General features: G+C 70.2%; 12 protein-coding genes and 1 riboswitch. Of the genes, 6 read left to right on the forward strand and 6 right to left on the reverse strand.

Going from position 1 to position 13,895, the window contains the following annotated elements; all coding sequences use genetic code 11:
- Positions 1-47 precede the first annotated feature (47 nt).
- Positions 48-1,430 carry an NAD(P)/FAD-dependent oxidoreductase gene (locus ACEVFP_RS02525; RefSeq protein WP_375001772.1) on the forward strand — a complete coding sequence of 461 codons (1,383 nt, stop codon included), beginning with the start codon at positions 48-50 and terminating at the stop codon, positions 1,428-1,430.
- Positions 1,431-1,533: 103 nt separating this feature from the next.
- Here the strand turns inward: ACEVFP_RS02525 and ACEVFP_RS02530 are convergent, their stop codons facing one another.
- Both ACEVFP_RS02530 and ACEVFP_RS02535 read right to left on the reverse strand, forming a co-directional pair.
- The gene (locus ACEVFP_RS02530; RefSeq protein WP_375003754.1) at positions 1,534-2,298 is read right to left on the reverse strand and encodes a helical backbone metal receptor; all 765 of its coding nucleotides are present in this window, start codon (positions 2,296-2,298) and stop codon (positions 1,534-1,536) included.
- Between the two features lie 44 nt (positions 2,299-2,342).
- The gene (locus ACEVFP_RS02535; protein ID WP_375001773.1) at positions 2,343-2,843 is read right to left on the reverse strand and encodes a thioesterase family protein; all 501 of its coding nucleotides are present in this window, start codon (positions 2,841-2,843) and stop codon (positions 2,343-2,345) included.
- Positions 2,844-2,922: 79 nt separating this feature from the next.
- Here ACEVFP_RS02535 and menB point away from each other — a divergent pair, with 79 nt between their 5' ends.
- Entirely contained in the window at positions 2,923-3,759 is an 837-nt protein-coding gene (gene menB / locus ACEVFP_RS02540; protein WP_375001774.1) for a 1,4-dihydroxy-2-naphthoyl-CoA synthase, read from the forward strand.
- 84 nt (positions 3,760-3,843) lie between these two features.
- Here the strand turns inward: menB and ACEVFP_RS02545 are convergent, their stop codons facing one another.
- Complete coding sequence (locus ACEVFP_RS02545; RefSeq protein WP_375001775.1) at positions 3,844-4,491, reverse strand: hypothetical protein; 648 nt, start codon at positions 4,489-4,491, stop codon at positions 3,844-3,846.
- Between the two features lie 214 nt (positions 4,492-4,705).
- Entirely contained in the window at positions 4,706-7,921 is a 3,216-nt protein-coding gene (gene icmF, locus ACEVFP_RS02550) for a fused isobutyryl-CoA mutase/GTPase IcmF (protein ID WP_375001776.1), read from the reverse strand.
- A gap of 85 nt (positions 7,922-8,006) precedes the next feature.
- Between icmF and ACEVFP_RS02555 the strand changes: the two genes are divergently transcribed.
- The gene (locus ACEVFP_RS02555) at positions 8,007-8,477 is read left to right on the forward strand and encodes a hypothetical protein (protein WP_375001777.1); all 471 of its coding nucleotides are present in this window, start codon (positions 8,007-8,009) and stop codon (positions 8,475-8,477) included.
- Between the two features lie 122 nt (positions 8,478-8,599).
- The gene (locus tag ACEVFP_RS02560; protein WP_375001778.1) at positions 8,600-9,088 is read left to right on the forward strand and encodes a MarR family winged helix-turn-helix transcriptional regulator; all 489 of its coding nucleotides are present in this window, start codon (positions 8,600-8,602) and stop codon (positions 9,086-9,088) included.
- An 86-nt stretch (positions 9,089-9,174) separates the two neighbouring features.
- Here ACEVFP_RS02560 and ACEVFP_RS02565 read toward each other — a convergent pair whose 3' ends face one another.
- Positions 9,175-9,693, reverse strand: coding sequence for a hypothetical protein (locus ACEVFP_RS02565; protein WP_375001779.1), 519 nt, complete (start codon positions 9,691-9,693; stop codon positions 9,175-9,177).
- Positions 9,693-11,600, reverse strand: coding sequence for an acyl-CoA dehydrogenase (locus ACEVFP_RS02570; RefSeq protein WP_375001780.1), 1,908 nt, complete (start codon positions 11,598-11,600; stop codon positions 9,693-9,695). Before ACEVFP_RS02570 ends, ACEVFP_RS02565 begins: the two co-directional genes overlap by 1 nt.
- Before the next feature lie 148 nt (positions 11,601-11,748).
- Here ACEVFP_RS02570 and ACEVFP_RS02575 point away from each other — a divergent pair, with 148 nt between their 5' ends.
- Both ACEVFP_RS02575 and ACEVFP_RS02580 read left to right on the forward strand, forming a co-directional pair.
- Positions 11,749-12,381 (forward strand): hypothetical protein, encoded by a 633-nt coding sequence (locus ACEVFP_RS02575; RefSeq protein WP_375001781.1) that lies wholly within the window; start codon positions 11,749-11,751, stop codon positions 12,379-12,381.
- Between the two features lie 194 nt (positions 12,382-12,575).
- Positions 12,576-12,697: riboswitch (cobalamin riboswitch) on the forward strand.
- A gap of 62 nt (positions 12,698-12,759) precedes the next feature.
- Complete coding sequence (locus tag ACEVFP_RS02580) at positions 12,760-13,887, forward strand: energy-coupling factor transporter transmembrane component T (protein ID WP_375001782.1); 1,128 nt, start codon at positions 12,760-12,762, stop codon at positions 13,885-13,887.
- Positions 13,888-13,895: the final 8 nt, after the last annotated feature.

Genomic DNA, 13,895 nt, shown 5'->3' on the forward strand with positions numbered 1-13,895 from the left:
GCCCCGCAGAGCGTCGTGAGCGGCGTCACGCGAGTAGCATTCCAGACATGGCAAGCTCATCTGCTCCCGTGCGGAACCGCCCCCACGTCGTGGTCGTCGGCGGCGGCTTCGGCGGTCTCGCCGCCGTCCGCAAGCTCAAGCGGGCCGACGTCGACATCACCCTGATCGACCGGCACACCTACAACACGTTCCAGCCGCTGCTGTACCAGGTCGCCACCGCGAGCCTGAACCCCGGCGACATCACCTGGTTCCTGCGTGCGATCCGCGCCAAGCAGCGCAACGTGCGCTTCGTCAAGGGCATCGTCACCCACATCGACCACTCCTCCAAGACGCTCAGCCTGCACGGCGACGTCTCGGTGACGTACGACCACCTCGTCCTGGCTAACGGGGTCACCACCAACTACTTCGGGACCCCGGGGGCCGAGGAGTTCGCGCATCCGCTCTACAAGCGCTCTGACGCCCTCAGGGTGCGCGACCGGCTCTTCGCCAACCTCGAGGAGTTCGCCATCAACGGCCAGGACTCCGACCTGCGTATCGTCGTCGTCGGCGGAGGCGCCACCGGCGTCGAGACCGCGGGCGCCTTCGCGGAGTTCCGCAACACGGACATGCCCACCACGTATCCCGAGCTGGACCGCGCGCGCATCCACGTCACGCTGCTGGAGATGGCGCCGCACGTCCTCGGACCGTTCGATGCCAAGCTGCGCGACTACGCCAAGCGTTCGCTGGAGAAGCGCGACGTCGACCTGCGGCTCGACACCGCTGTCAAGGAGGTCCGCGACAACGGCGTCCTCGTGGAGCACGACGGTGAGCAGGAGTTCCTCGAGGCCGGGATCGTCGTCTGGGCCACCGGCGTCACCGCCCACCCCACCGTCATGGACTGGGACGTCCCGCAGGGGCGTGGTGGACGCATCGAGGTCGACGAGCACCAGCGGGTCAAGGACCGCGATGCCGTCTTCGCCATCGGCGACATCTCCATCGGCCCCGACCCCCTGCCGCAGCTGGCCCAGCCGGCCATCCAGGGCGGCAAGCACGTCGCCAAGGTGATCAAGGCCGACCTGGCGGGCCAGGGCAAGAGCCCCAAGCCGTTCAAGTACTCCGACAAGGGCACGATGGCCACCATCGGCAAGGCATCGGCGGTCGCCGAGATCGCCTTCATGCCCAAGCTCAAGGGCTTCCTCGCGTGGATCATCTGGGTGGCGCTGCACATCGCGACCCTGCTGGGCAACCGCAACCGGTTCGCGACGATGATCAACCTGGGCAGCAAGTACCTGTTCAGCGGAAGCCACAACGCGATCGTCGGCGAGACCCCCTACGTCGTCTCCAAGCACAAGGTGACGATCACGCCACTGGAGAAGCAGCAGGCCGAGCGTCGGGTCCTGGAGCGTCGGGCCGCGTCGCGGCGCGAGAAGCAGTCCTCGTCCAAGGACTGAGTCCGCCTTCCTGCTCACCCCCGGTTCGTCTTCTGGAGTGAGTAGCAAGAATCCGGGGTATGTCTCCTGATCCCCAGGAGCTCATGGGAATCTGGGGGTCTGGTCAGCGGGTGCTTGGTCGGGGGAGCTGTTCCTGCGCCTGCACGAGCGAGGGCCCGTACCAGGTGAGCAGGCGGCCGGAGACCAGCTGCGTCGGCGCCGTGCCGAAGGCCTCGGGTCCGTCGTCGGCGGTGAAGACGTAGGGCTCGTCCGGCAGGAGCACGAGGTCGACGTCGTCGCGGTCGATGTCTGCGACCTCGACGTGCGGGTAGCGGGCGACGTCGCCCTGCGCGGCGTCCTCGTCGAAGATGTTGTGCCAGCCGAGGCGTCGCAGCAGGTCGGTGGTGAAGGTCCGCGGGCCCACCACCATCCACGGGTCGCGCCAGATGGGTACCGCCACCGTGCCTCGCGGGCTCGCCGGCTCGGACCAGGCCCGTTCGGCGTCGGCCAACCACGAGGGGACGTCGTGGCCCAGGGCCTCGGAGAACACCCGGCGCATGGACGTGAACGCCTCGTCGAGCGTCTCGATGCGGGTGACCCACACGGGCACACCGGCGTCGTGCAGGCGGCGCACGTCGAGCTCGCGGTTCTCCTCCTGGTTCGCGATCACGAGGTCCGGATCCAGCGCCTCGATGGCCGCACGGTTGGGGTTCTTGGTGCCGCGGACCCGTTCGACGTCGAGGTCGGCCGGATGGGTGCACCAGTCGGTCGCGCCCACCAGGACGTCGGGGCAGGTGGCGGCGATCGCCTCGGTGAGTGACGGCACGAGCGAGACGACACGTCGGACCGGCCGTCGGATCGGGACGTCGCGCCCCACGTCATCTGACAGCGGCTCGTCGGGCAGAGGACGCTCAGGTGTGGGGCCGTGGGCCGTCACCGTCGGCGCACTCCCATCGCGCCGCACACCGGTGCGGCCCAGTCGCGGGAGCAGCGCGTGATCTCGGCATCGAGCACGGCGGCGATGTCGTCCGGGAAGGGCGTCGGGCGTCGTGCCGACATGTCGACATGGACGAGCGTCGACTCGAAGAGGCAGGCGAGACGGTCGTGGGTGTCGTCGACCACGAAGGCCATCTCGTGCAGCACCTTGTCGGAGCGCTCCAGCAGCCGCACGTGAACCGAGAGCTGATCGCCCAGCCGCAGCTCGTTCAGGTAGGTGATGTGGTGCTCGGCGGTGAACGTGCTGAGCCCCCGCCCGTCGATGTAGTCCTCACCCAGCCCGAGCTCGATCGCATGCTCCCAGAGCCCGGTGGAGGCCTCCTCGAAGTACCGACCGATGTTCATGTGGTCGTTCTCGTCCAAGTAGCTCTGGGGCACCACGGTGGTGCGGACGGCCGGCAGCTCGCGGACCTCGTCGACGGTGGGGAGTTCGCTCACGCCGCGACCCTATCCCGCGGTGTGAGGCGCTGCGCGGGGTCGTTCATGACGTCCCGGGGTGGCGGGGGAGAATGCCTGCATGAGTCCTTCTGCTGACGTCCTCTGGAATGCCTCCGGCGAGTACACCGACATCCGGTACGAGACCTGCGATGACGGCATCGCCAAGATCACGATCGACCGGCCGGAGGTGCACAACGCCTTCCGGCCGCAGACCATCATCGAGATCGCCAAGGCGCTCGACGTCGCACGCGAGGACGAGTCCGTGGGCGTCATCATCCTGACCGGCGAGGGTGAGAAGGCCTTCTGCTCCGGTGGCGACCAGCGGGTGCGCGGCGACAGCGGCTACAAGACTGACGAGGCGGCCACCGGCCGCTTCCACGTCACCGACCTGCACGTGCAGATGCGCCGCACGCCCAAGCCGATCATCGCGATGGTCGCCGGCTGGGCGATCGGCGGCGGGCACGTCCTGCACCTCGTGGCGGACATGACGATCGCCGCCGACAACGCTCGGTTCGGCCAGGTGGGGCCCAAGGTCGGGTCGTTCGACGGCGGGTACGGGTCGAGCGTGCTGTCCGACCTCGTCGGCCCCAAGAAGGCCAAGGAGATCTGGATGCTGTGTCGCCAGTACGACGCCGCGACGGCGCTCGACATGGGGCTGGTGAACACGGTCGTGCCGCTGGCCGACCTGGAGGCGGAGACGGTGACGTGGTGCCGGGAGATCCTGCAGCTGTCGCCGTGGGCGGTCCGGCTCTCGAAGCTGAGCTTCCATGCCCACGAGGACGGCTACGCCGGCATCCAGCAGCTCGCGCACGACACCAACCTGCTCTTCTACGGCAACGAGGAGGCACAGGAGGGCCGTGACGCCTACAAGGAGAAGCGCACGCCCGACTTCGGGCGGTTCCCCCGCCGCGCCTGAGTGACGTTCTCGTGGGGTGGGTGCGCCAGCGGCACCGCGACGTCGGCTTCCGCTCGGCGCACCGACCAGGAGGGACCCGGCCGGTCAGGGTTCCTCAGACAGCGGCGGCTCATCGATGTCGGGGACGTCGTCGGCACTCTGCGAGGACTCCTCCGGCCGACGTCGTCGATGGCTCCCCGAGGCAAAGACATCACCTCGACCGGGGGCGGGGTGGGCCCGGTCGCCGTCGGCGAACGGGTCCCGGGCCGGCTCGCTGACGGGTGAACCGCCAGGATCACCGGAGGACGCGTCCTCGGGGGCACCGCGACCTGCGAGACCGAGGTGGTTCGGGTCGTCCCGATGGGCGGCCGCGGCTGCGGCACGATCCTCGGGCGTGGCGGCCGGGGCGGCATCGGGGTCGAGGCGGTCCGCCTCGGTGAGACGTTCCTGGGCGTCGGCGTCGGTCTGCTGCGCCTCGTCCTCGAGGCGGTCCGCGAGGTTCTCCAGACGGTCGGCCTCGAGCCGTGCCTCGTCGGCCTGGGCGCGCGTCTCGGCCGCTCCCGCCTCCGTGCGCCGGGCCTGCACATCGACCTCGCGGGCCTCCTGGCGCAGCTCGTCGGCGCGCTCGCGGTCCTGCTCCTGATGCTGCGCGGTCCGGGCCCGGCTGTTGCGCAGGGCCGTGACGGCCAGTACCGCCATGATGATCATGGCGACGATGCCGACGCAGACCCACAGGATGGTCGCGGTGGTCATGGGTGCTCCCTCCGGGACGTGGGTGTGCCCCCTCCCTTGGTACCGCGCCACGGCGCACCTCGCTCGCTGAACGAGTCGGGGCCGAGACGCAACCACTCGCCGTCCCATCGGTGCCTGACCAACCCAAAGACGCCTGTTTCGGTTGATCCGGCACCGATCCGGCCGGCACAGCCTCGATCGGTTGCTCAGGCACCGATCAGCGGGTGGGACCGGGTCAGACGTTGCGCCGGTACTGTCCGCCGACCTCGAAGAACGCCTCGGTGACCTGCTGCAGGGAGCAGACGCGGGCGGCGTCCATCAGGACGGCGAAGACGTTCTCGCCAGACGTCGCGGCCTGCTTGAGCCGGGCGATCGCCTCCTCGGCCTCGCTGCGATGGGCTGCCTGGAAGGCGTGGACCCGGTCCAGCTGGGACTTCTTCTCCTCCGCCGAGGCCCGCGCGAGCTGCACCTCCGCGGGCGGCTCGTCGGACTCCGGGGCGAGGAAGGTGTTGACGCCAATCAGCGGCAGCGAACCGTCGTGCTTGCGCTGCTCGTACAACATCGACTCGTCCTGGATACGACCCCGCTGGTACCCGGTCTCCATCGCGCCCAGCACGCCACCGCGCTCGCTGATCCGGTCGAACTCGGCCAGCACCGCCTCCTCCACGAGGTCAGTCAGCTCGTCGGTGAGGAACGCGCCCTGCGTGGGGTTCTCGTTCATCGCGATGCCCCACTCGCGGTTGATGATCATCTGGATCGCGAGCGCCCGACGCACCGACTGGTCCGTCGGCGTCGTCACGGCCTCGTCGTAGGCGTTGGTGTGCAGGCTGTTGGCATTGTCGTAGATGGCGATGAGCGCCTGCAGCGTCGTGCGGATGTCGTTGAAGTCCATCTCCTGCGCGTGCAGGGAACGTCCCGACGTCTGCACGTGGTACTTCAGCTTCTGGCTGCGCTCGTTGGCGCCGTACTTCTCCCTCATCGCCACGGCCCAGATGCGCCGGGCCACCCGCCCCAGCACCGAGTACTCCGGGTCCATGCCGTTGGAGAAGAAGAACGACAGGTTGGGGGCGAAGTCGTCGATGTCCATGCCGCGCGCGAGGTACGCCTCGACGTAGGTGAACCCGTTGGCCAGCGTGAACGCCAGCTGGCTGATGGGGTTCGCCCCGGCCTCGGCGATGTGGTAGCCGGAGATGGAGACCGAGTAGAAGTTGCGCACCCCCTGCTCGATGAACCACTCCTGGATGTCGGCCATCATCCGCAGCGAGAACTCGGTGGAGAACAGGCACGTGTTCTGTCCCTGGTCCTCCTTGAGGATGTCGGCCTGCACCGTGCCGCGCACCTGCTGCAGCGCGTTGGCTCGCACCTGTGCGGCCTCTGCCTCGTCGGGCTCACGACCCTCCCGCTCACGGAACGCGTCGAGCTGCTGGTCGATCGTGGTGTTGAGGAAGAAGGCGAGCACCGTGGGCGCCGGCCCGTTGATCGTCATCGAGACCGAGGTCGAGGGGGAGACGAGGTCGAAGCCGTCGTAGAGCGCCTTCATGTCATCGAGCGTCGCCACGGAGACGCCCGAGGTGCCCACCTTGCCGTAGACGTCGGGTCGCTCGTCGGGATCGCGCCCGTAGAGCGTGACGGAGTCGAAGGCCGTGGACAGACGGGTGGCGTCGCCGTCCTCGCTCAGCAGCTTGAAACGACGGTTGGTGCGGAACGGATCGCCCTCGCCGGCGAACATGCGCGCCGGGTCCTCGCCATCACGCTTGAACTTGAAGACGCCCGCCGTGTACGGGAAGTGCCCCGGCAGGTTCTCACGCCGCCAGAACGAGACGAGGTCGCCGTGGTCGCTGTAGCGCGGCAGGCTCACACGCCGGACCTCAGAGCCCGACAGCGACTCCCGGACGAGCTGGGTGTGGATCTCGCGGTCACGGACCACCACGACCTGCTCGTCGCCGGAGTAGGACTCCACCACCTGCGGCCAGCCCTCGATCTGCTCGGCCACCTCGCGGGGGAGGTCGCGCTCGGCCGTGGCTGCGGCCTCCTCCAGCTCGGTGAGGTCCGGCAGCTCATCAGCCACCGACCTGAGCCGCTGCGCTCGTCGCGCCTGCTCGGCGAGCCGCTCGGTCTCGGCGTGGTAGGCGCGCACCGTCTCGGTGATCTCCGCCAGGTAGCGGGCCCGCTCGGCCGGCATCACCTGGGCGATGCGGGTCGAGTGCCGGCCGTCGACCGGGGCGAGCGTGCCCTCGTGCATGGCCAGGCCGTCCTCGCGCAGCATCGCGGCGACGTGCTGGTACAGCGCGGTGACGCCGTCGTCGTCGAACGTCGCGGCGGACGTGCCGAAGACCGGCATGTCCTCGGGCTTGGACCCGAACGCCTCGCGGTTGCGGACCAGCTGCCGCCCGACGTCGCGCATGGCGTCGGAGGCGCCGCGCCGCTCGAACTTGTTGATGGCGACGACGTCGGCGAAGTCGAGCATGTCGATCTTCTCCAGCTGCGAGGCCGCGCCGAACTCCGGTGTCATGACGTACATGGAACGGTCGACGTAGGGCACGATCGCCGCGTCGCCCTGGCCGATGCCGGGGGTCTCGACGATCACGAGGTCGAACGGCGCCGCGCGCAGCAGGGCGATGACGTCGCCCAGGTGCTCGGGCACCTCGTGCGCGCCGCGGGTGGCGAGCGAGCGGAAGTAGGTGACACCCGGGTGCAGCGAGTTCATTCGGATGCGGTCGCCGAGCAGTGCGCCGCCACCCTTGCGGCGGGTCGGGTCGATGGCGAGGACGGCCACCCGGAGCTTGCCCTGCTGGTCGGTGCGCAGGCGCCGCACGAGCTCGTCGGTGAGCGAGCTCTTGCCGGATCCGCCGGTGCCGGTGAGCCCGAGGACCGGTGTGCTGGACGCCTCTGCGAGCTCACGCAAGCGAGCGATGTCGGACTCGGCCAGATGGCCGGTCTCCACCGCGGTGACGGCGCGGGCGAGGGCGGACCGGTCGCCGGAGAGCACCGCGTCGAGATTGGTTGAGCCAGTCGATGCGAGGTTGACGTCGCACTCGGCGATGATCGTGTTGATCATGCCGGCGAGCCCGAGGCGCTGTCCGTCCTCGGGCGAGAAGATGCGCACGCCTGCCTCGCGGAGGCGGGCGATCTCCTCGGGCACGATGACGCCGCCCCCGCCGCCGTACACCTTGACGTGGCCGGCGCCCTGGGCCGCCAACGACTCCACCAGGTACTCGAAGTACTCGACGTGGCCGCCCTGGTAGGAGCTGACCGCGACGCCCTGCACGTCCTCCTCGACCGCAGCGTCGACCACCTCGGCCACGGACCGGTTGTGCCCGAGGTGCACCACCTCGGCGCCCTGGCTCTGCAGGATGCGCCGCATGATGTTGATGCTCGCGTCGTGACCGTCGAACAGGCTCGATGCCGTGACGAGGCGGACGGGGTGGGTGGGGACGTGCAGCTCGGTCATGGGGTTCCTCGGTGGTGGGGTGCCGCCCATATTACTAGGATGTCCAAGTAATTGGAAGCCGGAGGAATTCTGTACGGTCGTACGCATGGACCTGTGGATGCGATGGGTCGTCGCGGTGACTGCTCTCGTGGTGGCCGTCGTGATCGCCGTCCGCGAGGAGAAGCGGATCCATCTCGCGCTCGTGCGGGCGAGCCGTCGGTCCTGGAGACGAGCCCTGCTGCTGATCGTCGGCTACCACGTCGCCCTCGTGGTGGCGGCGCTCGTCGCGATCGCGATCGTGACGACCGTGCGTCAGACGGTGTCCGATCCGTTGGCGATCGTCCTCACCGGCGTCTTCTTCGCCCTGCTCGCACCGTTCACGACCCCGTTCATGCCCGCGCAGGTCTACGCAGGCTCGCAGGATGCCACCACCGCACGCGAGCTCCGTCGCGCCGGCGCCACGCCGGGGGTGAGCCGGGTGCTGGGCATCGGCGGCGCCATGCTGTGGTTCGTGACGGTCGTGCCGCTGGCCCTGGTGGCCATCGTCGGGGTCTTCGTGGACCTCGGCGCCTCGTGATCAGCAGGCTCACCGGCTCCGCACGCTCCGGGGTCTCGACACACCCCAGCTCGACCCCCTCCGCTCCGCGAGGACGATCCCCACTCGTTCCTCGTGCCGATCTTCCTCGCTACGCTCCGGACATGCCCTTGGACTTCGACCCGCTCGAACGCGCGGGTGAGCTGTGGGAGCAGCACGTCGGCGACGCCACGGCGATGCGTCTCGCGACGTCGATCATGCGGGTGCAGCAGATCCTCAGCCACCGACTCGACGTGGCCCTGCGCCCGTTCGGCATCACGTTCGCGAGGTTCGAGGTCCTGAGGCTCATCTCCTTCAGCCGCACCGGGCAGCTGTCCCTCAGCACGATCGGCGAGCGGCTCATGGTGCATCCGACGTCGGTGACCAACGCGATCGACCGCCTGGTCAGTCAGGGGCTCGTCGCCCGCGAGATCGACCCCACCGACCGGCGGCGCACCTTCGCCTCGCTCACCGAGGAGGGACGCCGGGTCCTCGACGACGCCACTGCGGCGCTCATGGACATCGACTTCGCCATCGCCGGCCTGGACGCCGAGCAGCAGGACGAGGCCTACACCCTCCTGCGGCTGCTGCGGCGCACCGACTTCGAGGACTGAGACCTCCAGATGTGGGTGCCCTGGCACCCATCTCAGGCCGGATTGGGTGCCAGGGCTCCCACATCTGGGGACGAGGGCGGTGGCCGCTACCGGTCGGGAGACGGCTCGCCGGGGCGGACCGAGTAGCGCTCGGCGAAGGAGATCTCCACCGCCTGGACACGGCCGACGTCCAGGCACTCGCTGCGGACCGTCAGCGTCTGCTCCTGCGAGCCCACCGTGACCTCGTACGTCCTCGATCCCACCGACCCGCTGACGACTCGACGCTCGCCGTCGCGGGAGCGCTCGGTCTCCAGGCCCGCTCGCCGCAGCTCACGCACCAGGTCGTCGGTGGCGACGGCGACGTTGCGCACCTCGACGTCGAACGTCGCATCCACCTGGTGGCGCGCGGTGGCGCGATCCTCGCAGCGGCGGGCATCGGCACCACCACGCAGGTCCTCGGTGGGCAGCCGAAGCGCGGCACCCGTGGCCACCAGGGTCGTACGGGCGAGGTCGTCGGTGGCGAGCCGAGCCCGCTCGGGATGGACGCGATCGGGCGCCGGCCCGCAGGCAGCGAGCACCAGGGTGGGGACGACGAGGCAGGCTGCCACGGTGAGCCGCACGGGCATCAGTCCCGCAGGATCGCCGCGTCGAGCGTCGACTCCGGGACCCCGAACCCCTCGACGAGCGTCAGCAGGTGTGGGCGGAGCTTGTCGAGCAGCGCGTTGATCTCGCTCGTGATGACCTTGGCGCGCTGGTCGGAGAGCCGGTTGTGGCCCATGAACCACGCGAGGTCCTCCTCGATGGTGCTGAGCGCGTACAGCGAGCAGACGTCGCGCAGGAGGTCGGCGGCGTCCTCGTCCTCGCACCGGGCGATGCCGGCCGTGAACGCCTCCAGCACCACACGGTCGATGTGCACCCGGCCGACGCGGATGACGTGGTCCTGGGCGTTGTTGAAGATCTCGAACGCCTCCTCCGGCTCCGCCTTGGAGGCGCGCTGCAGGCGTCGGGCGGCCGTCTCGATGACGTGCTGCTCGCGGTCCTCGAACAGCTCCAGCTGCGTGCCGCGGTCGAGCAGGTCGTGCTCGTCGCCGCCGGGCCGGGCGTCGATGAGGCGCTGGATGAGCTGCGAGGCCGCCGTGCGCTCCTTGACCACGTCGGTGACGGTGCCGGCCACGAACCGCACCATGCCCACCGGATCGAGCCCGCCGACCTCCTGCCCGTAGGCGGTCAGCATCTCCTTGGCGACGAGCTGCAGCAGGACGTGGTTGTCGCCCTCGAAGGTCGTGAAGACGTCGACGTCGTCACGCAGCGTGGCGATCCGATTCTCACTGAGGTATCCGGCGCCACCGCACATCTCGCGTGACTCCTGGATCGCGCGCGAGGCGTGCCAGGTGCCCATGGCCTTGAGACCGGCGGCGCGACCCTCCAGCTCGCGCTGCTGCTGGGCCGTGTCGTCAGTGGGAGGCCCGTCGATGTTCTGCAGCTTGTGCATGCGGGCGACCAGCTGGTTCTGGGCGAACCGGTAGGCATAGGAGCGGGCGATGAGCGGGAGCAGACGACGCTGGTGCATCCGGTAGTCCGCCAGCAGCACCTCGGTGTCCGCATCGGGCCCGAACTGGCGACGCTTGAGCGCGTACCGGCCGGCGATGCTGAGCGCCACCTCGGCGGCCGCTCCCGCCGACCCGCCCACGCTCACGCGGCCCCGGATGAGCGTGCCGAGCATCGTGAAGAAGCGCCGGTTGGTGTCCTCGATGGGTGAGGTGTAGGCACCGCCCTCGTCGACGGTGCCGTACCGGTTGAGCAGGTTCTCGCGGGGGACACGGACACCGTCGAAGACGATGCGACCGTTGTCGACCCCGCGCAGGCCACCCTTGTGGCCGCAGTCGGACGTCGTGACACCGGGCAGGTCGGCCCCGTGCTCGTCACGGATCGGGACGAGCAGGCAGTGCACCCCGTGGCGCTCGCCGCGGGTGATGAGCTGGGCGAAGACCGCCGCGACGCTCGCATGCTTGCCGGCGTTGCCGATGTAGTCCTTGCGGGATCCCGGGGTGGGGGAGTCGATGACGAACTCGCCCGTCGCCTGGTCGAACGTCGCCGTCGTCTCCAGGCTCTGGACGTCGCTGCCGTGTCCCGTCTCCGTCATGGCGAAGCACCCGACGAGGTCGAGGTTGATGATCTGCGGGATCAACGCGTGGTGGCGTTCGGTGCCGAGGTTGGCCACGGCACCACCGAACAGACCCCACTGCACCCCGGCCTTGACCATGAGGGACATGTCGAACTGCGCGAGCATCTCGATCCCCGTGACGGCCATGCCGGGGTCGCCGCCACCACCGTGCTCGGTCTTGAACCCCGCGGCAGGCACGCCGGTGGGGACGAGCTCCTTGAGCTGGGCGAAGGTCCGCTCGCGTGCCTGGTCGAGCGTGAGGTCGTGGTCGAAGGCCAGGTCGAGGCCGGCGAGCTCGGTGCGGGACTTCTCCCGCACGTGGCGCCACTTGCCGTCCAAGGCGATGCGGACCTCATCGGAGAGCGTCATGGCCCCACGGTAGCGACGGCCCGTGAGTGCCGCGACGGATCCGGGCCCCGACCGAGGACGGCCGCGCGGACGAGGGCGCGCCGACGTGCTCGTGCCGGCACCTGCGGGACGCCGGAGGCGCCGAGCCTTGTTGGTAGCCTCCGGTGCCATGCGCCCGTTCACGATCGCCGCCACGCTCCTGCTCGCGCTCTCCGGACTGGCCGTCCCGGCCATGGCGGGAGACCTCAGGGCCGAGGACGCGAGCGTCTGTGCTCCAGACGTCGTGACCGTCGTGGTCGATGCGGAGATGATCGACGGTGAGCTCGAGGTGCGCTGCGTCGAGGCCGCCGACGACGCGACGGTGCTGGACGCCGTCACCGACGCCGGCTTCGACGTCGAGGGCACCGCGGAGTTCGGCTCCTCGATCGTGTGCCGCGTGGACGGCGCCCCGGACCAGACGCGCGAGCCGTGCGACTCCATGCCGGCTGCCGACGCCTACTGGATCTCCTGGGTCGGCACCGACGACGGCTGGACGTTCGCGCAGGAGGCCGTCGACGCCCAGGGCGTGAGCGCCGGCGACGTCGTGGCGCTGGCCTTCCAGGAGGGTGCCGACGAGCGACAGCCCGCCATCTCGCCCCAGGAGGCGAGAGACGCGGCCGAACCGGCCCCGGGCGCCAGCGAGGCCGTCGTCGAGGACGAGGGGACGACGTCCTGGTTCGGCATCGTGCTCGGCGCGGCCGCCGTCGTGCTGCTGGCGCTCGTGCTCATGTGGCTGGTGCGCCGCCGCGCGGCCAACAGCTGAGCGCTGGCCTGTTGAGACTGGTCTGTCGGGATTGGGCCGTACGGCTGGGCCGGGGCCCGGCACCCCCGCGGATCTGTTTGCCGCCCGTGGCCCGGCACCCCCGCGGATCTGTTTGCCGCCCGGGGCCCGGCACCCCCGCGGATCTGTTTGCCGCCCGGGGCCCGGCACCCCCGCCGGTGTACCGTCGGGGTGGCTGAAGTCCCAACTCCATACGTCCCGCAGCAGGGGAAGCCGGTGCAAGTCCGGCGCTGACCCGCAACCGTGAGCCGCCCGTGGGCGGCGAGCCGGAGCACCTGCGCAGGACCCTGAACCACTCCACACTGTCGCGGTCTGCAGGTGGGCCTCCCAGAGTCCTCCCCGTGCCGCGGGAAGGACACCGTGAGCGACGCGACGCGCACCGCGCCGAACGTCTCCGCCGGAGACGGTCGCGCCCGTGCTCGCGCCCGCAACCTGCACCCGCTGGCCTGGTGGTCGTGGGCATTCGGTCTGGCGGTGCTCGCCGGCTCGGTGACCAATCCGTGGCTGCTGCTCATGGTGGCCCTGGTGGCAGGCATCGTCGTCACCGCCCGGCGCACGGAGGCGCCGTGGGCGCTGGGGTTCCGGTTCTACCTGTGGTTCGCCCTGGTGATCGTGGTGCTGCGCGTCGTGTTCCGGGTCGTGCTCGGCGGGGCCGGCGACACCGTGCTTCTCGACCTGCCGCAGCTGCGTCTGCCCGAGGCTCTCGGCGGCGCCGGGCTGCTCGGACCGATGACGCTCGAGGCGCTGCTGGCCGGCCTCTACGACGGCATGCGTCTGGGCGCCATCATCATCTGCATCGGGGCGGCCAACGCCCTGGCCAACCCCAAACGACTGCTCGCGGCGCTGCCGCCGGCGTTGTACGAGATCGGTACCGCCGTCGTCGTGGCGCTCTCGGTCTTCCCTCAGCTGGTGGAGAGCGTGCAACGGGTCCGTCGTGCCCGCAGGCTGCGCGGCGACCCGGGACGGGGGACCGGTGCGCTGCGCCGCGTCGTGGTGCCGGTCCTGGAGGATGCGCTGGAGAGGTCCATGACACTCGCCGCAGGCATGGACGCCCGCGGGTACGGGCGCCGCGGTCATGCCGGTGTGCGTGAGCGAGCCGTCACCGGTGGGCTGCTCCTGGCTGCACTCGGGGGACTCGCCGTCGGCGTGTACGCCTTCCTGGACTCATCCGCCCCCCGGCTGCTCGCCTGGCCGATGATCGTCCTCGCCCTGTGCCTGGCCGCGGTCGGGTTCGTCGCGGCCGGCCGCCGCGTGGAACGGGTGCGCTACCGGCCCGACCCCTGGCTCCGCGCCGACGTCCTCACCGCCGGCTGCGGCGTCGTCGTGGCGGTGCTGTCCACCCGGCTCCAGTCGTGGGCACCGGGCGTCGTGCACCCGGCACTGGATGCCCTGCCGCCGCTGGCGCCCGTGGGCGTCGCCGTCGTGCTGCTGGCCGTGCTCCCCGCCTTCCTCACGCCACCCCCGCAGCTGCAGGGATCGCTCCGATGAGGTGGCAG

It is taken from the genome of Aeromicrobium sp. CTD01-1L150, assembly GCF_041951745.1.
Lineage (GTDB): Bacteria > Actinomycetota > Actinomycetes > Propionibacteriales > Nocardioidaceae > Aeromicrobium.

Bases quoted from the DNA above. Each gene is read 5' to 3' on its own strand.
- ACEVFP_RS02525 (WP_375001772.1), top strand. From the start codon at position 48: ATGGCAAGCTCATCTGCTCCCGTGCGGAACCGCCCCCACGTCGTGGTC.
- menB (WP_375001774.1), top strand. From the start codon at position 2,923: ATGAGTCCTTCTGCTGACGTCCTCTGGAATGCCTCCGGCGAGTACACC.
- ACEVFP_RS02545 (WP_375001775.1), bottom strand. From the start codon at position 4,491: ATGACCACCGCGACCATCCTGTGGGTCTGCGTCGGCATCGTCGCCATG.
- icmF (WP_375001776.1), bottom strand. From the start codon at position 7,921: ATGACCGAGCTGCACGTCCCCACCCACCCCGTCCGCCTCGTCACGGCA.
- ACEVFP_RS02555 (WP_375001777.1), top strand. From the start codon at position 8,007: ATGGACCTGTGGATGCGATGGGTCGTCGCGGTGACTGCTCTCGTGGTG.
- ACEVFP_RS02560 (WP_375001778.1), top strand. From the start codon at position 8,600: ATGCCCTTGGACTTCGACCCGCTCGAACGCGCGGGTGAGCTGTGGGAG.
- ACEVFP_RS02565 (WP_375001779.1), bottom strand. From the start codon at position 9,693: ATGCCCGTGCGGCTCACCGTGGCAGCCTGCCTCGTCGTCCCCACCCTG.
- ACEVFP_RS02570 (WP_375001780.1), bottom strand. From the start codon at position 11,600: ATGACGCTCTCCGATGAGGTCCGCATCGCCTTGGACGGCAAGTGGCGC.
- ACEVFP_RS02575 (WP_375001781.1), top strand. From the start codon at position 11,749: ATGCGCCCGTTCACGATCGCCGCCACGCTCCTGCTCGCGCTCTCCGGA.